This is a genomic window from Enterobacter sp. Y17 (genome assembly GCF_019730495.1).
GTDB lineage: Bacteria > Pseudomonadota > Gammaproteobacteria > Enterobacterales > Enterobacteriaceae > Enterobacter > Enterobacter asburiae_B.
This window is the reverse complement of record NZ_JAASKP010000003.1, coordinates 105,033-130,064: the sequence shown is the minus strand read 5'-3', so window position 1 is coordinate 130,064 and position 25,032 is coordinate 105,033. Positions and strand designations below refer to the sequence as shown.

27 protein-coding genes are annotated in these 25,032 nt (G+C 57.9%); 10 read left to right on the top strand and 17 right to left on the bottom strand.

The window, feature by feature from the left end; all coding sequences use genetic code 11:
* Nucleotides 1-23 precede the first annotated feature (23 nt).
* From flhA to HCH49_RS16765, 5 genes are all read left to right on the top strand, one after another.
* Nucleotides 24-2,096 carry a formate hydrogenlyase transcriptional activator FlhA gene (flhA, locus tag HCH49_RS16785; RefSeq protein ID WP_167818886.1) on the top strand — a complete coding sequence of 691 codons (2,073 nt, stop codon included), beginning with the start codon at nucleotides 24-26 and terminating at the stop codon, nucleotides 2,094-2,096.
* A gap of 153 nt (nucleotides 2,097-2,249) precedes the next feature.
* Complete coding sequence (locus tag HCH49_RS16780; protein ID WP_221703032.1) at nucleotides 2,250-3,248, top strand: ABC transporter substrate-binding protein; 999 nt, start codon at nucleotides 2,250-2,252, stop codon at nucleotides 3,246-3,248.
* Nucleotides 3,248-4,285, top strand: a complete 1,038-nt coding sequence (locus HCH49_RS16775; RefSeq protein ID WP_033146393.1) for a FecCD family ABC transporter permease — start codon at nucleotides 3,248-3,250, stop codon at nucleotides 4,283-4,285. The genes HCH49_RS16780 and HCH49_RS16775 overlap by 1 nt, the downstream gene beginning before the upstream one ends.
* Nucleotides 4,285-5,046 carry an ABC transporter ATP-binding protein gene (locus tag HCH49_RS16770; RefSeq protein ID WP_033146394.1) on the top strand — a complete coding sequence of 254 codons (762 nt, stop codon included), beginning with the start codon at nucleotides 4,285-4,287 and terminating at the stop codon, nucleotides 5,044-5,046. Before HCH49_RS16775 ends, HCH49_RS16770 begins: the two co-directional genes overlap by 1 nt.
* Before the next feature lie 16 nt (nucleotides 5,047-5,062).
* Complete coding sequence (locus tag HCH49_RS16765; protein WP_221703031.1) at nucleotides 5,063-6,283, top strand: MDR family MFS transporter; 1,221 nt, start codon at nucleotides 5,063-5,065, stop codon at nucleotides 6,281-6,283.
* 5 nt (nucleotides 6,284-6,288) lie between these two features.
* Here the strand turns inward: HCH49_RS16765 and HCH49_RS16760 are convergent, their stop codons facing one another.
* Nucleotides 6,289-6,633, bottom strand: coding sequence for a nitrous oxide-stimulated promoter family protein (locus HCH49_RS16760; RefSeq protein ID WP_048979264.1), 345 nt, complete (start codon nucleotides 6,631-6,633; stop codon nucleotides 6,289-6,291).
* A gap of 175 nt (nucleotides 6,634-6,808) precedes the next feature.
* Between HCH49_RS16760 and HCH49_RS16755 the strand changes: the two genes are divergently transcribed.
* Both HCH49_RS16755 and mutS read left to right on the top strand, forming a co-directional pair.
* Nucleotides 6,809-7,039, top strand: a complete 231-nt coding sequence (locus HCH49_RS16755; protein WP_023333217.1) for a SymE family type I addiction module toxin — start codon at nucleotides 6,809-6,811, stop codon at nucleotides 7,037-7,039.
* A 113-nt stretch (nucleotides 7,040-7,152) separates the two neighbouring features.
* Nucleotides 7,153-9,714, top strand: coding sequence for a DNA mismatch repair protein MutS (gene mutS, locus HCH49_RS16750; protein ID WP_221703030.1), 2,562 nt, complete (start codon nucleotides 7,153-7,155; stop codon nucleotides 9,712-9,714).
* A gap of 139 nt (nucleotides 9,715-9,853) precedes the next feature.
* Here mutS and HCH49_RS16745 read toward each other — a convergent pair whose 3' ends face one another.
* From HCH49_RS16745 to HCH49_RS16735, 3 genes are read right to left on the bottom strand one after another with little or no spacing between them, the layout of a single operon-like run.
* Nucleotides 9,854-10,075 (bottom strand): non-oxidative hydroxyarylic acid decarboxylases subunit D, encoded by a 222-nt coding sequence (locus tag HCH49_RS16745; RefSeq protein WP_033146398.1) that lies wholly within the window; start codon nucleotides 10,073-10,075, stop codon nucleotides 9,854-9,856.
* Nucleotides 10,076-10,085: 10 nt separating this feature from the next.
* A complete protein-coding gene (locus HCH49_RS16740) occupies nucleotides 10,086-11,513 on the bottom strand; it encodes a non-oxidative hydroxyarylic acid decarboxylases subunit C (protein ID WP_048976002.1) in 1,428 nt (475 codons plus the stop codon).
* Nucleotides 11,503-12,105 carry a non-oxidative hydroxyarylic acid decarboxylases subunit B gene (locus tag HCH49_RS16735; protein ID WP_221703029.1) on the bottom strand — a complete coding sequence of 201 codons (603 nt, stop codon included), beginning with the start codon at nucleotides 12,103-12,105 and terminating at the stop codon, nucleotides 11,503-11,505. The genes HCH49_RS16740 and HCH49_RS16735 overlap by 11 nt, the downstream gene beginning before the upstream one ends.
* Before the next feature lie 172 nt (nucleotides 12,106-12,277).
* On the opposite strand from HCH49_RS16735, the gene HCH49_RS16730 reads away from it, so the two are divergent.
* The gene (locus HCH49_RS16730) at nucleotides 12,278-12,685 is read left to right on the top strand and encodes a MarR family winged helix-turn-helix transcriptional regulator (protein ID WP_221703028.1); all 408 of its coding nucleotides are present in this window, start codon (nucleotides 12,278-12,280) and stop codon (nucleotides 12,683-12,685) included.
* Here HCH49_RS16730 and HCH49_RS16725 read toward each other — a convergent pair.
* Nucleotides 12,682-13,569, bottom strand: coding sequence for a LysR family transcriptional regulator (locus HCH49_RS16725; RefSeq protein ID WP_221703103.1), 888 nt, complete (start codon nucleotides 13,567-13,569; stop codon nucleotides 12,682-12,684). The two genes, HCH49_RS16730 and HCH49_RS16725, sit on opposite strands and share 4 nt — an antisense overlap.
* Nucleotides 13,570-13,677: 108 nt before the next feature.
* Between HCH49_RS16725 and HCH49_RS16720 the strand changes: the two genes are divergently transcribed.
* Both HCH49_RS16720 and HCH49_RS16715 read left to right on the top strand, forming a co-directional pair.
* A complete protein-coding gene (locus HCH49_RS16720) occupies nucleotides 13,678-14,880 on the top strand; it encodes an MFS transporter (protein ID WP_221703027.1) in 1,203 nt (400 codons plus the stop codon).
* Entirely contained in the window at nucleotides 14,877-15,254 is a 378-nt protein-coding gene (locus HCH49_RS16715) for a DUF4440 domain-containing protein (RefSeq protein ID WP_221703026.1), read from the top strand. Before HCH49_RS16720 ends, HCH49_RS16715 begins: the two co-directional genes overlap by 4 nt.
* A 52-nt stretch (nucleotides 15,255-15,306) precedes the next feature.
* Here the strand turns inward: HCH49_RS16715 and rpoS are convergent, their stop codons facing one another.
* The 12 genes from rpoS to cysD form a co-directional block, all read right to left on the bottom strand.
* Nucleotides 15,307-16,299, bottom strand: coding sequence for an RNA polymerase sigma factor RpoS (rpoS, locus tag HCH49_RS16710; protein WP_008499600.1), 993 nt, complete (start codon nucleotides 16,297-16,299; stop codon nucleotides 15,307-15,309).
* A 59-nt stretch (nucleotides 16,300-16,358) separates the two neighbouring features.
* Nucleotides 16,359-17,483, bottom strand: a complete 1,125-nt coding sequence (nlpD, locus tag HCH49_RS16705) for a murein hydrolase activator NlpD (protein ID WP_033146405.1) — start codon at nucleotides 17,481-17,483, stop codon at nucleotides 16,359-16,361.
* Between the two features lie 116 nt (nucleotides 17,484-17,599).
* Nucleotides 17,600-18,226, bottom strand: a complete 627-nt coding sequence (locus HCH49_RS16700; RefSeq protein ID WP_023333224.1) for a protein-L-isoaspartate(D-aspartate) O-methyltransferase — start codon at nucleotides 18,224-18,226, stop codon at nucleotides 17,600-17,602.
* Nucleotides 18,220-18,981 carry a 5'/3'-nucleotidase SurE gene (gene surE / locus HCH49_RS16695; protein WP_069303244.1) on the bottom strand — a complete coding sequence of 254 codons (762 nt, stop codon included), beginning with the start codon at nucleotides 18,979-18,981 and terminating at the stop codon, nucleotides 18,220-18,222. The genes HCH49_RS16700 and surE overlap by 7 nt, the downstream gene beginning before the upstream one ends.
* Nucleotides 18,962-20,011, bottom strand: coding sequence for a tRNA pseudouridine(13) synthase TruD (gene truD, locus HCH49_RS16690; RefSeq protein ID WP_033146407.1), 1,050 nt, complete (start codon nucleotides 20,009-20,011; stop codon nucleotides 18,962-18,964). The genes surE and truD overlap by 20 nt, the downstream gene beginning before the upstream one ends.
* Nucleotides 20,008-20,487 carry a 2-C-methyl-D-erythritol 2,4-cyclodiphosphate synthase gene (gene ispF / locus HCH49_RS16685; protein WP_221703025.1) on the bottom strand — a complete coding sequence of 160 codons (480 nt, stop codon included), beginning with the start codon at nucleotides 20,485-20,487 and terminating at the stop codon, nucleotides 20,008-20,010. The genes truD and ispF overlap by 4 nt, the downstream gene beginning before the upstream one ends.
* Nucleotides 20,487-21,197, bottom strand: a complete 711-nt coding sequence (ispD, locus tag HCH49_RS16680) for a 2-C-methyl-D-erythritol 4-phosphate cytidylyltransferase (protein WP_033146408.1) — start codon at nucleotides 21,195-21,197, stop codon at nucleotides 20,487-20,489. Before ispD ends, ispF begins: the two co-directional genes overlap by 1 nt.
* 19 nt (nucleotides 21,198-21,216) lie before the next feature.
* Nucleotides 21,217-21,528, bottom strand: coding sequence for a cell division protein FtsB (gene ftsB, locus HCH49_RS16675; protein WP_008499609.1), 312 nt, complete (start codon nucleotides 21,526-21,528; stop codon nucleotides 21,217-21,219).
* A 166-nt stretch (nucleotides 21,529-21,694) separates the two neighbouring features.
* Nucleotides 21,695-22,021 (bottom strand): DUF3561 family protein, encoded by a 327-nt coding sequence (locus HCH49_RS16670; RefSeq protein ID WP_008499610.1) that lies wholly within the window; start codon nucleotides 22,019-22,021, stop codon nucleotides 21,695-21,697.
* 58 nt (nucleotides 22,022-22,079) lie between these two features.
* Entirely contained in the window at nucleotides 22,080-22,685 is a 606-nt protein-coding gene (gene cysC / locus HCH49_RS16665; RefSeq protein ID WP_028014242.1) for an adenylyl-sulfate kinase, read from the bottom strand.
* Nucleotides 22,685-24,109 carry a sulfate adenylyltransferase subunit CysN gene (cysN, locus tag HCH49_RS16660; protein WP_221703024.1) on the bottom strand — a complete coding sequence of 475 codons (1,425 nt, stop codon included), beginning with the start codon at nucleotides 24,107-24,109 and terminating at the stop codon, nucleotides 22,685-22,687. The genes cysC and cysN overlap by 1 nt, the downstream gene beginning before the upstream one ends.
* A 9-nt stretch (nucleotides 24,110-24,118) precedes the next feature.
* Nucleotides 24,119-25,027: a sulfate adenylyltransferase subunit CysD gene (gene cysD, locus HCH49_RS16655; RefSeq protein WP_010434549.1), complete on the bottom strand. Its 909-nt coding sequence runs from the start codon at nucleotides 25,025-25,027 to the stop codon at nucleotides 24,119-24,121.
* Nucleotides 25,028-25,032: the final 5 nt, after the last annotated feature.

Genomic DNA, 25,032 nt, shown 5'->3' with positions numbered 1-25,032 from the left:
GCCAGTTTCTATTGGAAAGCAATATGCCGTATACACCGATGAGCGATCTTGGACAGCAGGGCCTGTTTGACATCACGCGCACACTTTTACAGCAGCCCGATCTCGGCGCGCTGAGCGATGCCCTGACGCGGCTGGTCAGGCAATCGGCGCTGGCGGACAGCGCCGCGATTGTGCTCTGGCATAGCGGAACGCTGCGCGCGAGCTACTACTCGACGCGTGATAATGGCAAAACGTTTGAATACGAAGACGAAACGTATCTGGCGCATGGCCCGGTGCGCCGCATACTCTCCCGGCCTGAAGTGCTGCACTGCAACTTTGCGGAGTTCCGCCAGGCGTGGCCGAAGCTGGCGGAAAGCGACCTCTATCAGCCTTTCGGGCATTACTGCATGCTGCCGCTGGCGGCTGAGGGCCAGATTTTTGGCGGCTGCGAGTTTATCCGCACGACCGACCAGCCCTGGAGCGAGGCGGAATACGAGCGCCTGCACACCTTTACCCAGATTGTGGCCGTCGTCGCGGAGCAGATCCAAAGCCGCGTCACCAATAACGTCGATTACGACCTGCTGAGCCGCGAGCGCGACAACTTCCGCATTCTGGTCGCCATCACCAACGCCGTGCTCTCCCGCCTGGACATGGACGAGCTGGTCAGCGAAGTCTCGAAAGAGATCCACCACTATTTCAAAATCGACGCCATCAGCATTGCGCTGCGCGGCCATCGCAAGGGCAAGCTGAACATCTACTCCACGCACTATCTCGATGAAGCCAACCCGGCGCACGAGCAGAGCGAGGTGGACGAAGCGGGCACCCTTTCCGAGCGGGTCTTCAAGAGCAAAGAGATCCTCCTGCTCAACCTGAACGAGCAGGACCCGGTCGCGCCGTACGAGCGGATGCTGTTTAACACCTGGGGCAATAAAATTCAGACCCTGTGTCTGCTGCCGCTGATGTCCGGCAACACCATGCTGGGCGTGCTAAAGCTGGCGCAGTGCGAGGAGGGCGTGTTTACCACCGCCAACCTGAAGCTGCTGCGCCAGATTGCCGAGCGTATTTCCATCGCGCTGGATAACGCCCTCGCCTATCAGGAAATTCATCGCCTGAAAGAGCGGCTGGTGGATGAGAACCTGGCCCTGACCGAACAGCTCAACAACGTGGACAGCGAGTTTGGTGAAATCATCGGGCGCAGCGACGCCATGTACAGCGTGCTTAAGCAGGTTGAGATGGTGGCGCAAAGCGACAGCACGGTGCTGATTCTGGGCGAAACCGGCACGGGCAAAGAGCTGATAGCCCGCGCAATCCACAACCTGAGCAACCGCAACAGCCGACGGATGGTGAAGATGAACTGCGCCGCGATGCCTGCGGGACTGCTGGAAAGCGATCTGTTCGGCCACGAGCGCGGAGCATTCACCGGGGCCAGCAGCCAGCGGCTGGGCCGTTTTGAGCTGGCCGACAAAAGCTCGCTGTTCCTCGACGAAGTGGGCGATATGCCGCTGGAGCTACAGCCGAAACTGCTGCGCGTCCTGCAGGAGCAGGAGTTTGAGCGCCTGGGCAGCAACAAGCTTATCCAGACCGACGTGCGGCTGATTGCCGCCACCAACCGTGACCTGAAAAAAATGGTCGCCGACCGCGAGTTTCGCAGCGATCTTTACTATCGTCTGAACGTCTTCCCGATCTTCCTGCCGCCGCTGCGCGAGCGCCCGGAAGATATCCCCCTGCTGGTCAAAGCCTTTACCGCGAAGATCGCTCGCCGGATGGGGCGAAACATCGACAGTATTCCTGCCGAGACGTTGCGCACTCTTTCATCGATGGAATGGCCCGGCAACGTGCGCGAGCTGGAAAACGTCATCGAACGCGCGGTGCTGCTGACGCGCGGTAACGTGCTGCAACTCTCCCTGCCTGAGGTTACGCTTCCTGACGTGACCGCGCCCGCCGCCGAGACAGCGAAAGAGGGAGAAGATGAATATCAGCTCATTATGCGCGTGCTGAAAGAGACCAACGGCGTGGTCGCCGGGCCAAAAGGTGCCGCCCAGCGCCTGGGGTTAAAACGCACCACCCTGCTGTCACGCATGAAGCGTCTCGGGATTGATAAAGAGAGCCTCATTTAAGACCTTATTCCGGCGGTGTTTTTCTGACACCGCCTTTTGTTCCCCTGCGTAATTGTCCCTCATTGACACAAAATCGTTTCCTCTGTATAAAATTCCGCCTTAATAATGAGTTTCATTTGCATCAATAATAATTTTAATGAAGGGTAGCGTTTCATGAAAAAGGTCATCTGCGCGTTAGGCCTGGCGATTGCGTCGGTCGGTTCTGCTCTGGCAACCACCTATCCCCTGACGATTGAAAACTGTGGCTACAAAGAGACGTTCACCAAAGCACCGGAACGCGTCGTGGCCCTGGGCCAGAACACCGTCGAAATTTTGCTCCTGCTGGGCCTGGAAGATAAGGTGAAGGCCAGCGCCTTCTGGCCGACCAAAGTGCTGCCGCAGCTGGCGGAACAGAACGCAAAAATCAAAACCCTGACGGTCGAAATCCCGACCCTTGAATCCGTTCTTGCGCAAAATCCTGACTTTGTCCCGGCGCAGTCCCCGCTGCTGCTGGGGCCTGAAAGTAAGGTCGCAAAACGCGAAGACCTGATGACACTGGGCGTGAACAGCTACGTGTCGCCGGGCATGTGCGCGACCAAAAAAGCCACCGGCGATATGTACGGCAGCCGCCAGAAGCTGTGGGATATGACGTATCTCTATAAAGAGATTGAGGATTTCGCCAAAATCTTTAACGTTGAAGACCGCGGTCAGGCCGTTATTGCCGATTTCAAAAACCGCGAGGCCGACCTGCGTAAGGAATTCGGCAAGAGTAAAAAAGACCTTTCGTTTGTCTTCTGGTTCTCCAGTTCATCCCCTTCTGCAGACGCCTACGTCGGCGGTAAAAATAGCCCCTCAGGGTTTATCGCCAGCCTGATGGGCGGCCATAACGCCATTACGTCCGAGACCGAATGGCCAACCGTAGGCTGGGAAAGCATTATTGCCGCCAATCCGGATGTCATTGTGGTGTCCAGCCTGGACCGCAACCGCTGGGCGCTGGATAACGCGGAAGAAAAAATCAAATTCCTGAAGAGCGATCCGGCGGTCAGCCAGCTGGACGCGGTGAAAAAAGGCCATATCGTGATGATGGACGGCCAGGCGATGAACCCGACGATCCGCACGATTTACGGAGCTGAGCAGGTCGGCGAACAGCTCAGAAAGCTGGGGCTGAACTGATGACAACCGCTGTTCTTCAGGCCCGGCAGAGCCTGGTTCTGACGACCTCGGGTTTGCTCGCCCTGGTACTGTTATCTCTGACGATCGCGCTGAGCGTCAGCGTCGGCGAGTTGTCCATCCCGCTGGATAAGGTGTTTTACGCCATCAGCAATAAAATGGGGCTCACCGAGGTTCCGCTCACCCGCATCTATGAGAGCGTGATCTGGGACTTTCGCCTGAGCCGCGCGCTGGTGGCGGCCTGCTGCGGCGCGGGGCTGGCCATCTGCGGTGCCGTATTGCAGAGCCTGCTGAAGAACGCCCTGGCGGAACCTTACGTGCTCGGCGTGTCGGCAGGTGCCTCAACCGGGGCGGTGTCGGTCGTCGTTTTGGGGATTGGCACGGGTGCGGTGTCGTTGTCTGCCGGGGCCTTTGCCGGGGCGTTCGCCGCCTTTGCGTTTGTCGCGTTTCTGACGAACGGCGCGCGCGGGGGAAATGAACGTACCATTCTGGCTGGCGTTGCCGCCTCACAGCTGTTCAACGCCATTACTGCCTACACCATCAGCACCTCCGCCAGCGCCCAGCAGGCGCGCGACGTGATGTTCTGGCTTCTGGGCAGCTTCAGCGGCGTTCGCTGGCCGGAATTCCAGCTGGCGCTGGTGGTGGTGCTGACTGGATTAGCCGTTTGCCTCTACTATTCCCGGGCGCTGGATGCCTTTACGTTCGGTGATGACGCTGCCGCCTCTTTAGGTATTGCTGTCCCGTGGGTGCGCCTGACGCTCTTTACCACTACCGCGCTGATTACCGCGACGATTGTCAGCATGGCGGGCTCAATCGGCTTTGTCGGGCTGGTGGTCCCGCACGTGATGCGTTTCCTGTTCGGGCCGCTGCACCGCACGCTGCTGATTGCCAGCGCGCTGGCAGGGGCGATCCTGATGGTGCTGGCAGACATTGCCTCGCGCATGCTGATTGCGCCGCAAAGCCTGCCCGTCGGCGTGGTCACCGCGCTGGTTGGCGTGCCTTTCTTTGCCGTGATTATCTACCGTTCAAGGAATAAGTGATGAGTATCTGCGCTGAAAATATTACCTGGAAGGTCGGCAAAAAGGTCATCGTTAACGACGTCTCGCTGAAGGTGTCACGGGGCGAAACGGTAGGGCTGCTTGGCCCTAACGGCTGCGGTAAATCATCGCTTCTGCGCATTCTGGCAGGTCTGCGCCGCCCGGATGCTGGCTGTGTGACGCTGGACGGCCAGGACATCTCCCGCATCGCCAAAAAGCAGCTGGCGCGCCGGGTCGCCTTCGTCGAGCAGCACGGCATGACGGACGCCAACATGCGCGTGCGGGACGTGGTGAAACTCGGGCGTATTCCGCACCACTCCGCTTTTTCCAACTGGAGCAACCACGATGACGAAACCGTCACCGCCGCCCTGCAGCGCGTGGATATGCTGGATAAAAGCGGCCAGGGCTGGCTGAGCCTCTCCGGCGGAGAGCGCCAGCGGGTGCATATTGCCCGCGCGCTGGCTCAGACCCCAACGGAAATCCTGCTGGACGAACCGACCAACCACCTGGACATTCATCATCAGATGCAGCTGATGCAGCTGATCAGCGAATTACCGGTCACCAGCATTGTCGCTATCCACGATCTCAACCACGCCTCGATGTTCTGCGACTCGCTGATTGTGATGCAGAAAGGACAAATTGTGGCGACGGGGACACCGCAGGATATCTTATCCGAGTCGCTGCTGTGGGATGTCTTCCGGGTGAAAACCAAAATCGAGACCTCGCCGTTCCATGGCAAAAAACACATCCACTTTATCGTTTAGGGGCGAGTGAACGACGATGCCCCTTCGCCCTGCCGCCACGCTCTGGCCGCCCGTCTTACTGGGTAGCCAGTTTGTTTTCAACATTGGCTTTTACGCCGTCGTTCCCTTCCTGGCGATATTCCTGCGCGACGACATGCTGCTCTCCGGCGGACTGATCGGGCTGATCCTGGGCCTGCGTACCTTCTCGCAACAGGGGATGTTTATCGTTGGCGGTGCGCTCTCGGACCGGTTTGGCGCGAAAGTGATTATCCTGAGCGGCTGTATTGTTCGTGTTTCAGGCTATCTGCTGCTGGCCTTCGGGGAATCCCTGTGGCCGATTATTCTGGGCGCGTGTCTGACGGGCGTTGGCGGCGCGTTATTCTCCCCCTCGATTGAGGCACTGCTGGCAAAAGCAGGCACTCACAGCGAGGCAAAAGGCAAACGCAGCCGCGCGGAGTGGTTTGCGCTCTTTGCCGTCTGCGGAGAGCTCGGCGCGATACTGGGCCCGGTTGCTGGCGCCCTGCTCACCGGCCTCGGCTTTCGTCAGGTGGCGCTGGCGGGAGCTGGCGTCTTTATCATTGCGCTAGTGGTGCTCTACTTTTGCCTGCCTGCTGCTGGCCACCGTTCACAGACGCTGAAAATACAGCCCTGGTGGACAACGTTCCGTCAGCCGCGCTTTGTCGCCTTTATCATTGCCTACAGCTCGTGGCTGTTAAGCTATAACCAGCTTTATCTGGCGCTGCCGGTGGAGATCCAGCGTTCTGGCGGTAACGAGAAAGATCTCGGCCCGCTTTTTATGCTGGCCTCCGTTCTGATCATCACCTTACAGCTGCCGCTGGCGCGCTTCGCCCGTCGCGTGGGCGCGGTGAGAATTTTGCCGGTGGGATTTTTGCTCCTTTCAGCCGCCTTTGCGAGCGTGGCGACGTTTGCCCCGATGACGCCGCCGGAAGGCTGGCTGCGCTTACTGCCTTCTGTCTGTTTTGTGACGCTGTTGACGCTGGGGCAAATGCTGCTGGTGCCCTCGGCTAAAGATCTGATCCCTCGGTTTGCGGAGGAATCCACGCTTGGCGCGCACTACGGCGCACTCGCCACCGCCGGAGGCATAGCGGTACTGGCGGGAAACCTGGTGTTTGGCAGCCTGCTGGACCGCGCGCTGGTGCCCTCTACGCAGGCGATGTATCCCTGGCTGCTGCTGGCCCTCTTCCCGCTCTGCAGCGCGCTGGCCCTGAAGGTGATTTGCCGTCCGCTGAGACGCTGAACCGATCACTTTTTCGGACGGTACTTCTCCGGCAGTTCCGGCACGGGACGGCGGTCATCCATCAGATGGCGAACGGTAAGAATAGGATGACGCCATAACATACGCGGGCCTGCCCAGCGCATAACCTGCTTCATCTCTTCACGTCTGGCAGGCTGGTAGCAGTGTACGGGGCACTGCTTGCAGGCCGGCTTTTCCTCACCGAAAACGCATTTATCCAGGCGCTTATCGGCATAAGCGTTGAGCGCCTGATAATACCCTTCCTCCTGAGAGGCCTGCGGGCACTGCTTTTCATACAACGCGATCATTTTCGCGATGGTCTCTTTTTCTCGTGAGATGCGTTTACCGGACATAGCGGATTACCGAATAATAAAGTGCATCAATAATACACCTTTCAACGCTGGATTTCAGCGGTTGCATTTCGTTTCCTGAAGGCTGATTCCAGTTTTAGTCCTGCACCGGCGAACAATCACTGGTATTTTATACAGTCATCAGAAATGACCTTTGTCCGTGTTGTCTGGAGACCCTATGCAAGAGCTCACGATCGGCAAACCCTATCGCCATTTGAAAGTGGGATATTTTAGAAAGCGCCATGAAGACCGCAATACCAAGATACCGAAGCGCTACAGCGTGCATGCGGCGCTGAGCTTGAAAGGTGACTGGCTTGAAAAGGCGGGATTTACAACCCATTCCCGAGTCAGGGTGGGCGTGGAGCATGGAAAAATTGTCATCGAATTAATGGCGGAAGATGCCTCGTAAAGCCACGACATTTTTCTGCGCCGGACCTTTTTTTCATGCGACAATAGAAGGAACAAACGGCCATTGAGCCCATCAAAACGGTTTATTTTCAAAGAAATGGACATCATAACTCCATGAGCACAATCGACAATTTCGACGCACATACGCCGATGATGCAGCAGTATCTGAAGCTGAAAGCACAGCATCCGGAAATCCTGCTGTTTTACCGTATGGGCGATTTTTACGAGCTGTTTTATGACGATGCTAAGCGTGCATCGCAGCTGCTCGACATCTCGCTGACCAAACGTGGCGCATCGGCAGGCGAGCCCATTCCTATGGCAGGTATCCCGCACCACGCGGTAGAAAACTACCTGGCGAAGCTGGTGAATCAGGGCGAGTCCGTTGCCATCTGCGAACAGATCGGCGATCCGGCGACCTCAAAAGGCCCGGTGGAACGCAAAGTCGTGCGCATCGTTACGCCCGGCACCATCAGTGATGAAGCCCTGTTGCAGGAGCGCCAGGATAACCTGCTGGCAGCGCTGTGGCAGGACGGTAAAGGGTTTGGCTACGCGACGCTGGATATTAGCTCCGGACGTTTTCGTCTGAGTGAACCGGCTGACCGTGAAACGATGGCCGCCGAACTGCAGCGCACCAACCCGGCAGAATTGCTCTATGCCGAAGATTTCGCCGAAATGGCGCTGATTGAAGGTCGTCGCGGGTTGCGCCGTCGTCCGCTGTGGGAATTCGAAATTGATACCGCGCGCCAGCAGCTGAATCTGCAGTTTGGCACCCGCGATCTGATTGGCTTTGGCGTTGAAAACGCCCCGCGCGGGCTATGTGCGGCCGGTTGTCTCCTGCAGTACGTGAAAGATACCCAGCGCACCGCACTGCCGCATATCCGCTCTATCACCATGGAGCGCCAGCAGGACAGCATCATCATGGATGCCGCCACGCGCCGTAACCTGGAGATCACGCAGAACCTGGCGGGTGGCGTAGAAAATACGCTCGCGTCGGTCCTCGACAGTACGGTAACGCCAATGGGCAGCCGCATGCTGAAACGCTGGCTGCATATGCCGATCCGCGATACCGAGACGCTGGTTTGCCGTCAGCAGACGATTGCCGCGCTGCAGGATCGCTATACCGAACTGCAGCCGGTTCTGCGCCAGGTGGGCGATCTGGAGCGTATCCTTGCGCGTCTGGCACTTCGAACAGCACGACCACGCGATCTCGCGCGGATGCGTCATGCTTTCCAGCAGCTGCCGGAACTGCGCGCGCAGCTGAGTGACGTTGACAGCGCGCCGGTACAGAAACTCCGCGAAACCATGGGCGAATTTACCGAGCTTCGCGAAATGCTGGAGCGCGCTATTATCGATGCGCCTCCGGTTCTGGTGCGTGATGGCGGCGTGATTGCCCCGGGCTACAACGAGGAGCTGGACGAATGGCGCGCACTGGCCGACGGTGCGACGGACTACCTCGATAAGCTGGAAATCCGCGAGCGCGAACGTCTTGGGCTCGACACCCTGAAAGTGGGGTATAACGCGGTACACGGTTACTACATTCAGATTAGCCGCGGGCAGAGCCACCTGGCGCCGATCCACTACGTGCGTCGCCAGACGTTGAAAAACGCCGAACGCTATATCATTCCTGAACTGAAAGAGTACGAAGACAAAGTCCTCACCTCGAAAGGCAAGGCGCTGGCCCTGGAAAAACAGCTGTATGAAGAGCTGTTCGACATGCTGATGCCGCACCTGGGCGACCTGCAGCAGAGCGCCAGCGCGCTGGCGGAGCTGGACGTGCTGGTCAATCTGGCAGAACGCGCTGAAACGCTGAACTACACCTGCCCAACCTTTACCGACAAGCCCGGCATTCGCATAACCGAAGGCCGTCATCCGGTGGTAGAACAGGTGCTCAACGAACCGTTCATCGCCAACCCGCTGAGCCTGTCACCGCAGAGAAGAATGTTGATCATTACCGGTCCGAACATGGGCGGTAAGAGTACCTATATGCGTCAGACGGCGCTGATTGCGATGCTTGCGTATATCGGCAGCTACGTCCCGGCGCAAAATGTGGAGATTGGCCCCATCGACCGTATCTTTACCCGCGTCGGGGCAGCGGACGATCTGGCGAGCGGTCGTTCAACCTTTATGGTCGAGATGACCGAAACGGCAAACATTCTGCATAACGCGACGGAGCACAGCCTGGTGCTGATGGACGAGGTCGGGCGCGGAACGTCAACCTATGACGGTCTGTCGCTGGCATGGGCCTGTGCGGAAAGCCTTGCGAATAAAATCAAGGCCATGACGCTGTTTGCCACCCACTATTTCGAACTGACGCAACTGCCGGAGAAAATGGAAGGGGTTGCGAACGTTCATCTGGATGCGCTGGAGCACGGCGATACCATTGCCTTCATGCACACGGTGCAGGATGGCGCGGCGAGCAAGAGCTATGGCCTGGCCGTCGCGGCGCTGGCTGGTGTGCCGAAAGAGGTGATCAAGCGCGCGCGTCAGAAACTGCGTGAACTGGAAAGCCTGTCACCGAATGCGGCGGCGACGCAGATTGATGGTACGCAGATGTCGCTGTTGGTGCCTGCGGAAGAGACGTCGCCTGCGGTGGAAGCGCTGGAGAACCTCGACCCGGATTCACTGACGCCGCGTCAGGCGCTGGAGTGGATTTACAGGTTGAAGAGTCTGGTTTAGTTTTCTGCGGTCTGTTTTGTCGGGTGGCGGCTTCGCCTTACCCGACCTACAAAACCGTAGGCCCGGTAAGCGCAGCGCCACCGGGCAAAAGACCGCACGATGTTATCGCCCGGTAAGCGCAGCGCCACCGGGCTTTTTTTTACAGCAGCGGCGGGATCGTCGGCACCTGCGGCGCCTCGTCAATATCCTTCTGCGTCATGCGGAACGCTTCCGGGTAATGCTCGCGGCTGGTACGGCGCAGCGGTTCAGTATTACGCCAGGTATACAAACAATGCTGGCACTGGTAAACGGTCCAGACCCCTTTTACCGGCGACGTCGCCATCACTTCAATATGCTCATCGGCACAACGTGGACAAATCATCTTTTCCTCCTTATTGGCGTGCTGCCAGCATCGCGGTCAGTTTTTCAGCCCAGGCTTTGGTTTCAGGCAGATCCTGTACCGGCTGGCTGTAGTGGCCCCGGGTGTCCGGCGCGACAGGCGTGGTGGCATCGATAATCAGTTTGTCGGTAATGCCAGCCGGGCTGGAGCCAGGATCGAGTTCAAGGACCGACATGTTCGGCAGCTGCACCAGATCCCCTGCCGGGTTCACTTTCGACGACAGCGCCCACATCACCTGCGGGAGGTTGAACGGATCGACATCCTCATCCACCATAATTACCATCTTCACGTAGCCCAGACCATGCGGCGTGGTCATGGCGCGTAAACCCACCGCGCGGGCAAAACCGCCGTAGCGTTTTTTGGTGGAGATAATCGCCAGCAGACCATGGGTGTACATCGCGTTCACCGCCTGCACTTCCGGGAATTCCGCTTTCAGCTGCTGGTAGAGCGGCACGCAGGTGGCCGGTCCCATCAGGTAGTCAATCTCGGTCCACGGCATGCCGAGGTAAAGGGATTCGAAAATCGGCCTGGTGCGGTAAGAGACTTTGTCGATACGGACCACCGTCATGTTACGGCCACCGGAATAGTGTCCGGTAAACTCGCCGAACGGCCCCTCGATTTCACGCTTGCGGCCTTCAATAACCCCTTCCAGGATCACTTCAGACCCCCACGGCACATCGAAGCCGGTCAGCGGCGCGGTGGCAATAGGGTACGGGCTTTCACGCAGCGCGCCGGCCATTTCATACTCGGACTGATCGTATTTCAGCGGCGTGGCGCCCATCAGGGTGATGATCGGGTCGTTGCCCAGCGTAATCGCAATCGGCAGGTCTTCACCGCGCTCTTCCGCCTTGTGCAGATGCAGGGCGATATCGTGCATCGGAACCGGCTGGAGGCCGAGCTTGCGCTTGCCCTTCACTTCCATACGGTAGATCCCGACGTTCTGCTTGCCGAAGTTGTCCGGGTCGAGCGGATCGCGCGAGACAACGCACGCTTTATCGAGATAAAAACCGCCGTCACCGTCGTTCAGGCGAAACAGCGGCAGGATATCGAACAGGTTAATGTCCTCCCCGTCGACCGTATTCTGCGCCCAGGCCGGGTTGGCGCGGCGCTCCGGCGTGACGGGAAATTTATCCCAGCGGCGGATAAATTCGTCGATCTGTTTTTTTACCGGAGTGTTCGCAGGCAGCCCCATCGAAATGGCGTGGTTCTGCCAGGAGCCGATGGTGTTCATCACCACGCGGGCATCGGTAAAGCCACGAATGTTGTCGAACCACAGCGCGGGCGCGCCGTCGCCAATGCGGCCGGTCGCGTTGGCTGCCGCCGCCAGATCGGGCTCGGCGTTAACCTCTTCCTCAATTTTCAGCAGCTGCCCTTGCTCATCGAGCGCCTGCAGGAAGCTTCTCAAATCATCAAATGCCATTTTTATTCTCCTGTGAAAAATGTTTCGCCTCCCGCAGCCCGTTCCAGCGGCGCGCCTTTTTATGCTCCAGCCCGAACTGATCGAGCACGCGGGTCACGATGTGCTGGGTAATTTCATCTGCGGTTTGTGGGTGGTTGTAATACGCAGGCATGGGCGGCACCATCGACACGCCCATGCGGGAAAGTGCGAGCATGTTCTCAAGATGAATGGTGCTGAGCGGCGTTTCACGGGGAACCAGCACCAGCTTGCGCCCCTCTTTCAGCACCACGTCAGCCGCGCGTCCCACCAGCCCTTCGGCGTAGCCCGCGCGGATCCCCGCGAGCGTTTTCATGCTGCAGGGAATGACGATCATACCGTCGGTGCGAAACGAGCCGGAGGAGATGGTGGCGGCCTGGTCAGCCGGACTGTGGACAACGTCAGCCAGGGCAGCAACGTCCTGCGCGGTGTAGGGCGTTTCCAGCTCAATGGTGGTTTTTGCCCACTTAGACATGACCAGATGCGTCTCCACCTCCGGCATTTCCCGCAGCGCCTGCAGCAGCGCTACGCCCAGCGGTGCACCCGTTGCCCCCGTCATTCCCACTATCAATCTCATTCATCACCTCAATATTTTGTTCGTATACGAACATTATAAATAAGCTACTCCAGGATCGTTTACCTGACAAGATCGTTCGCATACGATCACACGAATGGCTAAAAGATGCCGCGTTAAAATTGAGAGCAATAGCGGCTATCATAGGGGAGAGATTTTTTCCGTCGGAGTGTTCATGGAACTAAGACAAGAGGCGTTCCACCTGTTACGTCAGCTTTTTCAACAGCATACCGCGCAGTGGCAACATGCCTTACCGGAACTGACCAAGCCACAGTATGCGGTGATGCGCTCTATTGCCGAGCATCCGGGTATTGAACAGGTGGCGTTGACCGAAGTGGCGGTCAGCACGAAAGCGACCCTGGCGGAGATGCTCAGCCGCATGGAGGCGCGCGGTCTGGTCAAACGCGAGCACGATCCGGCCGATAAGCGCCGCCGGTTTGTCTTCCTGACGCCGGAAGGAGAAGCCCTGCTTGCAGGCTGTAAACCGGTTGGCAACGAGGTGGATGAGGCGTTTTTAGGACGTCTTAACAAGGCCGAGCGGGAGCAGTTCTCCGCGCTCGTCAAAAAGATGATGCACGATTAATTCACGCTGGTGCGCATAAAATCAATAAAGGTGCGCACTTTCGCTGACACATGCCGGGCATCGGGATAAACCGCATAGATGCCCTGCTGTGCAAAGGTATATCCCGGTAAAACCGGGACCAGTTTTCCCGCATCAAGCGCATCGCGCACCAGCCATTCCGGCAGTAACGCCACACCTCCGCCAGCAAGTGCAAAGGTCATAAGGGCCTGCGCGCTGTCGGCAAACAGGCGCGGCGCTTTTTTTATTTCCAGCGTTTCAGGCGCGCCGCTGGCATCCTTCACCTGCCAGCGCAGCGGCGAGGCCAGGCGCTCGTGAATAATCCAGTCGGCGTTGGCAAGGTGCGCAAGCGTTTCGATCGGATGGTTAACGAGCCACCCGGGCGTCGCGACGGGGAGAATCGAGAAGTGTGAAATCAGCGCGGCGTGGTTGCGCGAATCGGCAAGCGTTCCCAGCCGGATAGCTACGTCAAAGCGCTCCGAGATAAGGTCGGCGTGCAGGGAGGACGAAACATGCCGCACGCGAAGATCCGGGTGTTGCTGGCTAAACCTGGCCAGCAGCGGTACCACCACCTGTGAGCCATACTCGGGCGTCGTCGTGATCCGCAGTTCGCCAGTGAGCCCCGCATGATTCGCGCGGACATCATCCTGCAGCCGTTCCGCATCCTTCAGAAGCGCCACGCTGCGTTGATGAAAGAGCGCGCCCGCCTCGGTTAACGTCAGACGACGGGTGGAGCGCAGCAGCAGCGTAACGCCCAGCTCATCTTCAAGTTGGCGAATATTGAAGCTGACCACGGCTTTTGTCAGCCCCATTGCCTCGGCTGCGGCAGTGAAACTGCCGGTGTCGGCCACCGCGACAAACATCTGAGCCCGCTGCAGGTTAATCATCATCACGCCTTTTACTGTCAAAATTTTTTTGACAGTATATCGCGCTTTGTCAGGTTTATCCCTGCTTTCCGGATCGATACGATACGCCACCTCACCGGAGGATCCACCATGACGTATCGCAGCAAAGTCGCCGTTGTTTATCTGCTGGGCTTTTTTCTTGATTTAATCAATATGTTTATTGCCAGCGTCGCCTTCCCGGCAATGGCTCACGCCTTTAACACCACACCTTCAGCCCTTGCCTGGGTCAGTAACGGGTACATTGCCGGCCTGACGCTGGTGATCCCGTTCAGCAGCGTGCTCACGCGCCGCATCGGGCCAAAGCGCGTCATCCTGCTCTCGCTTTTTCTGTTCAGCACAGCCTCCGCAGCGGCGGGCTTGTCTGCAACGCTTGAAAGTCTGATCGCCTGGCGAGTACTCCAGGGCGTGGGAGGGGGCTTACTGATCCCCGTCGGACAGGCGCTGACCTGGCAACAGTTTAAACCTCACGAGCGTGCCCGACTCTCCTCGGCGGTGATGCTGGTCGCGTTGCTTGCCCCGGCCTGCTCCCCTGCTATCGGAGGCCTGCTGGTGCAGACGCTCAGCTGGCGATGGATATTTTTCGCCACGCTACCGGTCGCTGTCGTGACCTTTGTTCTGGCCTGCCTGTGGCTAAAACACGAGATGCCCGCGATGAAAGCGGCCAGACTGCTAAACCTGTCGTTGCTCGCGGACCCGCTTTTGCGTTTTTCCATGCTTGTCTATATCTGCGTACCCGGCATGTTTATTGGGGTGAACGTCACGGGCATGTTTTATCTTCAGCACGTGGCGAACATGAGCCCAGCCGCAACGGGGATGCTCATGCTGCCGTGGTCCGTGGCATCGTTTATCGCCATCACGGCAACGGGACGCTATTTTAACCGTATCGGCCCCCGACCGCTGATCGTCATCGGCTGCCTGCTGCAGGCGACGGGTATTCTGCTTTTGATTAACGTCAGTTCGGCGACGCTGCTGCCTGCCGTTGCGTTTACCCTGATGGGCGCGGGGGGAAGCCTGTGCAGCAGTACGGCTCAGAGCAGCGCTTTTCTGACGACGCGCCGGGAAGAGATGCCGGATGCCAGCGCGCTGTGGAATCTTAATCGTCAGCTGAGCTTTTTTGCCGGCGCCCTGCTGCTGGCGCAGACGCTGAACCTGGCGCAGGTCTGGCTGCCACCGCTCGCGGCCTGGCACGGGATGTTTATTTTTGCCGCAGGCATGACCTTTCTGCCTGTACCGTACGTTTTTCGTCTTAACAATACGCAGGTGCTCACCCAGCTGCGACAGGAGAATTCATGACGCCTTTCGAACACGACATTATCGACCTCCACATTGCGCTTGAAAACTGGTTAGGCAAAGGTGAAGGAGATCCCGACGCCCTGCTCGCCCGCTTCAGCCCGGATTTTCTGATGATCCCGCCGGGCGGCGTTCAGATCGACTATATCGGTCTTGCCAGTTTTCTGGAAAACCAGCGCGGAAGCCGTCCAGGACTGAAGATCGTCATTGACGAATTGTCCACGATCCAGCGCTGGGATCGTGGCGCGGTGCTCCACTACCAGGAGACGCAAACCCGGCCGGACCTGCCCGTCAACGTGCGCTGGTCAACCTCGGTGCTCAATCAGGAAGGCGATCGGATAGTGTGGCGTCTGCTGCACGAAACGGCTAAGCCGTAGCGCAAAAGAAAAAGGCCCGTCTCACGACGGGCCTTTTTTGACGAAAGGTTGCTTATTCGCGGAACAGCGCTTCGATGTTCAGACCTTGCCCCTGCAGGATTTCACGCAGGCGGCGCAGACCTTCAACCTGAATCTGACGAACACGTTCACGGGTCAGGCCAATTTCGCGGCCGACGTCTTCCAGTGTCGCAGCTTCATACCCCAGTAAACCGAAACGACGTGCCAGCACTTCACGCTGTTTGGCGTTCAGCTCGAACAGCCATTTGACGATGCTCTGCTTCATGTCATCGTCCTGCGTGGTGTCTTCCGGACCGTTGTCTTTTTCATCGGCCAGGATGTCCAGCAGCGCTTTTTCGGAGTCGCCACCCAGCGGGGTGTCAACGGAGGTAATGCGCTCGTTGAGACGCAGCATACGGCTTACGTCATCAACCGGTTTATCGAGTTGCTCAGCAATTTCTTCTGCGCTTGGCTCGTGGTCCAGTTTATGGGACAACTCGCGCGCGGTGCGCAGATAAACGTTCAACTCTTTGACGATGTGAATCGGCAGGCGGATCGTACGGGTCTGGTTCATAATAGCCCGTTCGATGGTCTGACGAATCCACCAGGTCGCGTAGGTTGAGAAACGGAACCCGCGTTCCGGGTCAAACTTCTCAACTGCGCGGATGAGACCTAAGTTGCCCTCTTCAATCAGATCCAGCAGAGCCAGACCACGATTGCCGTAACGGCGGGCAATTTTCACGACCAGTCGCAGGTTACTTTCAATCATGCGACGACGCGAGGCGACATCACCACGCAAAGCACGACGTGCGAAATAGACTTCTTCTTCGGCCGTTAGCAGTGGGGAGTAACCAATCTCCCCAAGGTAAAGCTGAGTCGCGTCCAGTACACGCTGTGTGGCACCCTGCGATAACAGCTCTTCTTCAGCCAAATCGTTATCACTGGGTTCCTCTTCTACTAAGGCTTTTTCGTCAAAAGCCTCTACTCCGTTCTCATCAAATTCCGCGTCTTCATTTAAATCATGAACTTTCAGCGTATTCTGACTCATAAGGTGGCTCCTACCCGTGATCCCTGAACGAGACACCCTGGCTGGCATGCCCCGTCAAATTATCGCTGCGGCAAATACTGCAGCGGGTTTACGGATTTCCCCTTGTAACGAATTTCAAAATGCAAGCGTGTAGAACTGGTTCCGGTGCTACCCATGGTAGCGATTTTTTGCCCCGCCTTAACTTCTTGTTGTTCCCGGACCAGCATTGTGTCGTTATGGGCGTAGGCACTCAGGTAATCATCGTTATGTTTGATGATAATAAGATTACCGTAACCGCGCAGAGCGTTACCGGCATACACAACGCGCCCGTCTGCGGTCGCGATGATAGCCTGTCCTTTACTCCCTGCGATGTCGATCCCTTTATTTCCCCCCTCGGAGGAAGAGAAGTTCTCGATAACCTTGCCGTCAGTTGGCCAGCGCCATGCAGAAATTGGCGAACTGGAGGTCATACTGCTGGCAGTCGGTTCAGTAGAGCTAACCACAGGTGCCGTAACCGGTGCTGTGACAACAGTCGCAGTACCTTTATTATTCGGCAACATTTTGTTAGCAGTCTGATCACCTGAATCCTCAGAATACGTAATTACAGGTTGTGAAGCAACCACCGTGGTGGATTTTTGTGCAGGCTTAACGCTGTTATTTTGAGCCGTCACATCGGCCGCTGAAACGGTGTTGCCAGGCGTAAGCGGCGTGCCCGTCGCGTTGCCAACCTGGAGCGTTTGCCCGACTTCCAGACCGTATGGGGCCTGGACGTTATTGCGCTGCGCGAGGTCACGGAAATCGTTCCCGGTAATCCACGCAATGTAGAACAGCGTATCCCCGCGTTTCACGGTATAGGTGCTGCCACCGGTATAGCTGCCTTTCGGAATGTTCCCATACTGACGGTTATAGACTATGCGGCCATTCTGGGTCTGAACAGGCTGTTCCACTGGCTGAATCTGCGTCGGCTGCGTCATTGGACGCTGAACCGGCTGGATTGGCGGATTTTGTTGCGCCGTAGAGGTACCCATTTTAGGCGGAGGAGTGATCAACATTCCGCCGGACGTGTTACCCGAGCCGCTGTTTCCGCCGACAGAACTGACGGGCGCAGGCGCGTTATTAGAACTTGTACAGCCTGCCAGCCAGAGCGAAACCAGTGATAATGCCGCAACACGGCTGATGGTGAATTTAGGGCTTCCCGCGCTCATTTATCCCCCAGGAATGTGTTAACTACCAGTGACTTAAAATTTACCGTGATGGCACGAATCTTTCGCGCCACACCATACGCTGAATTTGCCTTAATAACCCTGGATAATTCCGAGTCTCAGGCCAACTCCCCCTTTACCAGAGGCACAAAGCGCACGGCTTCCACGGTGTCGATAATAAACTCGCCGCCGCGCCGACGAACGCGCTTCAAAAGCTGCTGCTCGTCCCCGACGGGCAGAACAAGAATGCCCCCCTCATCCAGCTGCGACAACAGGGCCGCAGGAATTTCAGGCGGGGCCGCCGTCACGATGATCGCGTCAAACGGCGCGCGCGCCTTCCAACCCTGCCATCCATCACCGTGTCGTGTCGAAACATTATGTAAATCAAGTTGTTTCAGGCGACGACGCGCCTGCCACTGTAAACCTTTAATCCGCTCAACGGAGCATACATGATGAACCAGATGCGCCAGGATCGCGGTCTGATACCCCGACCCGGTGCCAATCTCCAGCACGCGGGAGTCAGGCGTCAGCTCCAGCAGCTCCGTCATGCGCGCCACCATGTAAGGCTGCGAAATCGTCTGGCCCTGTCCGATGGGCAGCGCCACGTTTTCCCACGCTTTGTGTTCAAACGCCTCATCTACAAATTTCTCACGCGGAACCTGAGCAAGCGCTTCAAGCACGTGCTCGTCGCGGATCCCCTGCGCGCGGAGTTGTTCCAGAAGAGTTTGTACACGTTTGTTTACCATTGCGCGTTCACTCCTGCGCGTTCCAGCCAGCTCGATACCACATCATGCGCGCTATACGCGGTTAAATCTACGTGCAGCGGGGTAACCGAAACATAGCCTTCCTCCACGGCGGCAAAGTCGGTATCCGGACCCGCATCGCACTTATCGCCGGGAGGGCCAATCCAGTAAAGCGTGTTGCCGCGAGGATCCTGCTGCGGGATCACCTGATCGGCAGGATGTCGGCTTCCGCAACGGGTGACGCGAATGCCTTTAATTTCATCGAGAGGAAGATCCGGCACGTTGATGTTGAGGATGCGCCCGGTACGCAACGGCTCGCGGCCGAGCGCCCGCAGGATCGAACAGGTCACCGCGGCGGCGGTGTCGTAGTGCGTGTGGCCGTTTAACGAGACCGCCAGCGCCGGGAACCCCAGATGGCGCCCTTCCATTGCGGCCGCCACGGTGCCGGAGTAAATCACGTCATCGCCGAGGTTAGGACCGGCGTTAATGCCGGAAACAACGATATCCGGACGCGGCCGCATCAGCGCGTTCACGCCCAGAAAAACGCAGTCGGTTGGCGTGCCCATCTGCACGGCAATATCGCCATTTTCAAAGGTAAAGGTGCGAAGCGACGACTCCAGCGTCAGAGAGTTAGACGCTCCACTGCGGTTACGATCGGGCGCCACGACCTGCACGTCCGCGAATTCGCGGAGGTGTTTCGCCAGGGTCTGAATGCCTGGCGCGTGGATCCCGTCATCGTTACTCAGCAATATTCGCATAATCACCCGAGGTGTTGATAAGTTCCCTGACAACACTGGTGGCAAAGCTACCTGCCGGTAGCCAGAAGCGTAACTCGACGGTCACGTCATCCCACCAGTTCCAGCTTAACTGCTGCGGGTAGAGCAGCATCGCGCGGCGTGCCGCCTCGACTTTTTCCCGCACCAGCAAGGATTGCAATTCTGGCGCATCCGCTACGGCTAACTGCTCGGCAGCCAGCGCGTCGCCCTGCGTTCCCCAGTCGCCCGTACCGGGCAGCGCGGCGGTAATCATCAGCGCTTTTGCGTCCACGCGCGACTGCACATCGGCCATTTCTTCGGCCGTTGCCACAAACCAGCTTCCGCGTCCCGCTAATTGTAGCGCATCGCCAACAACAACTTGATTCGCGTCCGGTTTTTTCAGCCTTTCGCTCACAATCTGATTAAACAACGCGCTGCGGGCCGCCGACAACCAAAAACTGCGTTTATTCCTGTCGCGCACCGGGGCATCGCTTTGCGCCCAGCGCAGCGCACCCTGCAGGTTGCTGCCGCCAATGCCAAAGCGCTGCGCGCCAAAGTAGTTCGGTACACCGCGTTCACTGATCGCGTTCAGACGTTTTTCAACATCTTCGCGGTGGGACACTTCACGCAGCACCAGCGTAAAGTCGTTCCCCTTCAACGCCCCCAGACGCAGTTTGCGCTTGTGGCGGGCGAATTCCAGTACCTTACAGCCTTCAAGCTCAAATTTGCTTAAATCAGGCATCGTATTGCCGGGAACGCGCGCGCAGAGCCACTGTTCCGTGACGGCGTGTTTATCTTTCTGTCCGGCAAAGCTCACTTCGCGGGCATGGATTTTGAGGAATTTTGCCAGCGCGTCGGCCACAAAGCGGGTATTGCAGCCATTTTTCAGAATACGCACCAGGATATGTTCGCCTTCGCCATCCGGCTCAAAGCCCAGATCCTCCACCACGAGGAAATCTTCCGGGCTGGCTTTCAGCACCCCGTTCCCCTGCGGTTTACCGTGCAGGTACGTCAGGTTGTCGAAGTCCGTCATTTGCTCGCCTTCAGCAGTAGCGCTACGGCTTCACAGGCAATCCCTTCGCCACGCCCGGTAAAGCCCAGCTTCTCGGTCGTCGTCGCTTTGACGTTCACGTCGTCCATATGGCAGCCCAGATCTTCTGCAATAAACACGCGCATCTGCGGAATATGCGGCAGCATTTTCGGGGCCTGGGCAATAATCGTCACGTCGACGTTGCCGAGGATGTAGCCTTTCGCCTGAATGCGGCACCACGCTTCGCGCAGCAGCTCGCGGCTGTCCGCGCCTTTAAATGCCGGGTCGGTGTCCGGGAACAGCTTGCCGATATCGCCCAGCGCGGCAGCGCCCAACAGCGCGTCGGTCAGCGCATGCAGTGCCACGTCGCCATCAGAATGCGCCAGCAGTCCTTTTTCATAAGGAATGCGCACGCCGCCAATGATAATTGGGCCTTCTCCGCCAAAGGCGTGTACATCAAAACCGTGTCCAATTCGCATTATGCCTTCTCCTGATGGGTCGAACGGGTAAGATAAAATTCCGCAAGCTGTAAATCTTCCGGACGCGTCACTTTAATATTATCAGCGCGTCCTTCGACAAGCTCAGGGTGGAAACCGCAATACTCCAGCGCGGAGGCTTCGTCCGTGATGGTCGCACCTTCTTTAAGCGCTCGCGTTAAGCAGCCGTGGAGTAATTCGCGGGGGAAAAATTGTGGCGTCAGCGCGTGCCATAAATCGACGCGATCGACGGTGTGGGCGATAGCCTGTTTGCCCGGCTCGGCGCGCTTCATAGTGTCGCGCACCGGCGCAGCCAGAATCCCGCCAACCTTGCTTGTTTCGCTTAGCGCCAGCAGGCGCGCAAGATCGTCCTGATGCAGGCACGGACGCGCCGCGTCATGTACCAGCACCCACGACGCGTTTCCGGCGGCCTGAATACCCGCCAGAACGGAATCGGCGCGTTCGGCGCCACCGTCAACGACGGTAATATGTGGATGATTTGCCAGCGGCAGCTGCGCGAAGCGCGCATCGCCAGGGCTGATAGCGATGATCACACGCGTCACCCGCGGGTGCGCCAGCAGCGCCGCCACGGCGTGCTCGAGGATCGTTTTATCGCCAATAGAGAGGTACTGCTTGGGACATTCTGTCTGCATGCGCCGGCCAAAACCTGCGGCCGGCACCACGGCGCATACGTCCGAAAAAGTTACTGCCATGTCGTAATCCTGGGCCTGATTATCGATTGTTTTGTGCTGAGCCCTGATTGCGTTTAGACGCATCCGGAACCAGACGATAAAAGGTTTCGCCCGGCTTAGTCATACTGAGTTCATTGCGTGCGCGTTCCTCAATCGCCTCTTGCCCGCCATTGAGGTCATCAATTTCAGCAAAGAGTTGATCGTTTCGCGCCTTAAGTTTGGCGTTTGTTGCCTGCTGAGCCGCGACGTCATCGCTCACCCGGCTATAGTCGTGCAGTCCGTTCTTACCGAACCACAGCGAATATTGCAGCCAGATTAGCAAAGCCAGCAACAGCAGCGTTAGTTTACCCATCCTGCCCCCTGAAAAACGGCATCATCATCCCAAGACTTCCCCAGAGCACTACGCCGGGGTAACAGAGATGCCGCAACATCGCGGGCAAATGTACCACATTTTTTCCGCAGAATCGTCCTGCTCAATATCGTTACACAGTTGGTTACGGTTTGAATTATGGCTGAAGTTAGCCCATGAGCCACAAAAATAACAGACCAAACATGAGAACCACCGTCACAATCGTGACCACGGTGCTGTAGAGGAGCTTACCGTTGAGCAGCGAGTGCAGCGCAATGCCGACGACAACCGCCACGGGCATCAACGCCAGAAAGAAAGGCCAGGTGTAGAGAAAGAAGAACAGCGTGTTGCCGCCGTAGATGAGAAACGGAATGCCAAGCGCCAGCAGCCATGAGACGAAGCCAATGATGGCCCCAGGAAATGACCAGGTCGTTTCGTCGTCGGTCGCTAGCGGCTCCGACCCGGTGGTGGTGATGTAATGTTCACTGTTGCGCATAGCTAATCCTGTGACCGTGACTGATCGTTCGGGAAGACAGCTCCCGAACGATACCGCCTCAGGATCTGATAATATCGTCCCGTCTGAGCAGGTCTAATAATTGGCTTACTAAATTTGTTACCAATTGTTGACCTTCCAGGTGAATTTCAGGCGATTCAGGCGCTTCGTATACCGAGTCAATTCCGGTGAAGTTGCGCAGTTCTCCGGCACGCGCTTTCTTGTATAGCCCTTTCGGGTCGCGCGCTTCGCAAATCTCCAGCGGCGTATCGACAAACACCTCGATAAAGCGATCCTGGCCCACGCGTTCGCGCACCATCTGGCGCTCGGCGCGGTGCGGAGAGATAAACGCGGTCAGCACCACCAGCCCGGCGTCAGCCATCAGGCTGGCGACTTCGCCCACCCGGCGGATGTTCTCTTTGCGGTCATCGTCGCTAAACCCTAAATCGCTGCACAGGCCGTGACGCACGTTGTCGCCATCCAGCAGGTACGTGCTTACGCCCTGCTGATGCAACGCCTCTTCCAGCGCGCCTGCCACCGTCGATTTACCCGAGCCGGACAGCCCGGTAAACCACAGCACAACCCCACGGTGACCGTGGAGCTGTTCGCGCTGGGCGACGGTGACCGGATGAGGATGCCAGACGACGTTCTCATCATGGGCAGCCATTACTTGCCTCCCAGCAGGTCGCGTGCGCCCCAGTGCGGGAAGTGTTTACGCACCAGCGCGTTCAGTTCCAGCTCGAAGGCGCTGAATTCAGACGTCGCGGCAGCCTGTTTAATCGGTTCGCGAACCATACCGGCCCCGACGGTAACGTTGGCCAGCCTGTCGATAAAGATAAGACCTCCCGTGACCGGGTTCTGCTGATACGGATCCAGCACCAGCGGTTCGTCGAAGGTCAGATCGACTAGACCAATGCCGTTCAGCGGCAGCTCGGTGACGTCACGCTGGGTCAGGTTGTTGATATCCACCTGGAACTGAATACCGTCCACGCGGGCGCGGGTTTTCTTGCCGGCAATTTTGATGTCATAGCTCTGGCCAGCGGTCAGCGGCTGTTCGGCCATCCACACCACGTCCACGGAAGCCCCCTGCACTGCCGCCAGCGTTTCCTGCGCGTCGACCAGCAGGTCGCCCCGGCTGATATCAATTTCGTCTTTCAGCACCAGCGTTACGGCTTCACCGGCGCCCGCTTCCTGCAGGTCACCGTCGAAGGTGACGATACGGGCGATAGTCGATTCCACGCCGGATGGCAGCACCTTGACGCGCTGACCTACCTTCACGGAACCTGACGCGAGGGTGCCTGAGAAGCCGCGGAAATCGAGGTTTGGACGGTTCACGTACTGCACCGGGAAGCGCATCGGCTGGGTATCGACCACGCGCTGAATTTCAACGGTTTCCAGCACTTCCAGCAGCGTCGGACCGCTGTACCACGGCATGTTCGCGCTCTGGGAGGCGACGTTATCCCCTTCCAGCGCCGAGAGCGGTACAAAGCGAATATCCAGGTTGCCCGGCAGCTGTTCGGCAAAGGTCAGATAGCTCTGGCGGATCTCCTCGAACTTCTCTTCGCTGAAGTTGACCAGATCCATCTTGTTGACCGCCACCACCAGGTGTTTGATCCCCAGCAGCGTCGAGATAAAGCTGTGGCGACGGGTCTGATCCAGCACGCCTTTACGCGCGTCCATCAGCAGGATCGCCAGGTCGCAGGTAGACGCGCCGGTCGCCATGTTGCGGGTGTACTGCTCGTGCCCCGGGGTATCGGCGATAATAAATTTGCGCTTCTCGGTAGAGAAGTAGCGGTAGGCCACGTCGATGGTGATGCCCTGCTCGCGCTCCGCCTGCAGGCCGTCCACCAGCAGCGCCAGGTCGAGTTTTTCACCCTGGGTGCCGTGACGTTTACTGTCGTTATGCAGGGAAGAGAGCTGATCTTCATAAATCTGGCGCGTATCGTGCAGCAGGCGGCCAATCAGGGTACTTTTCCCGTCATCCACGCTGCCGCAGGTCAGAAAACGCAGCAGGCTTTTGTGTTGTTGCGCGTGCAGATACGCTTCCACGCCGCCTTCGTTGGCAATTTGTTGAGCAATAGTGGTATTCATGGCGGCTCCTTAGAAATAACCCTGACGTTTCTTCAGCTCCATGGAGCCTGCCTGGTCGCGGTCAATCACGCGCCCCTGTCGCTCGCTGGTGGTGGACACCAGCATCTCTTCGATGATCTCCGGCAGCGTCTGCGCGCTGGATTCCACCGCCCCGGTCAGCGGCCAGCAGCCGAGGGTACGGAAGCGCACCATCTGTTGTTTGATCACTTCGCCCGGCTGCAGGTCGATACGATCGTCGTCGATCATCATCAGCATGCCGTCGCGCTCAAGCACCGGGCGCTCGGCGGCCAGATACAGCGGAACGATTTCAATGTTTTCCAGATAGATGTACTGCCAGATATCCAGCTCGGTCCAGTTGGAGAGCGGGAAGACGCGAATGCTTTCGCCTTTGTTGATCTGACCGTTGTAGTTGTGCCACAGCTCCGGACGCTGGTTTTTCGGATCCCAGCGGTGGAAGCGGTCGCGGAAGGAGTAGATACGTTCTTTGGCGCGGGATTTCTCCTCGTCACGGCGCGCGCCGCCGAAGGCCGCGTCAAAACCGTATTTGTTCAGCGCCTGCTTCAGCCCTTCGGTTTTCATGATATCGGTGTGCTTGGCGCTGCCGTGCACGAACGGGTTAATGCCCATCGCCACCCCTTCCGGGTTTTTATGCACCAGCAGCTCGCAGCCGTAGGCTTTCGCGGTACGGTCGCGGAACTCGTACATTTCGCGGAATTTCCAGCCGGTATCCACGTGCAGCAGCGGGAACGGCAGCGTGCCCGGATAAAACGCTTTACGCGCCAGATGCAGCATGACGCTGGAATCTTTACCGATGGAGTACATCATCACCGGGTTAGAAAACTCGGCGGCCACTTCGCGGATAATATGGATACTCTCCGCTTCGAGCTGCCGCAGGTGTGTAAGACGTTTTTGGTCCATAACCG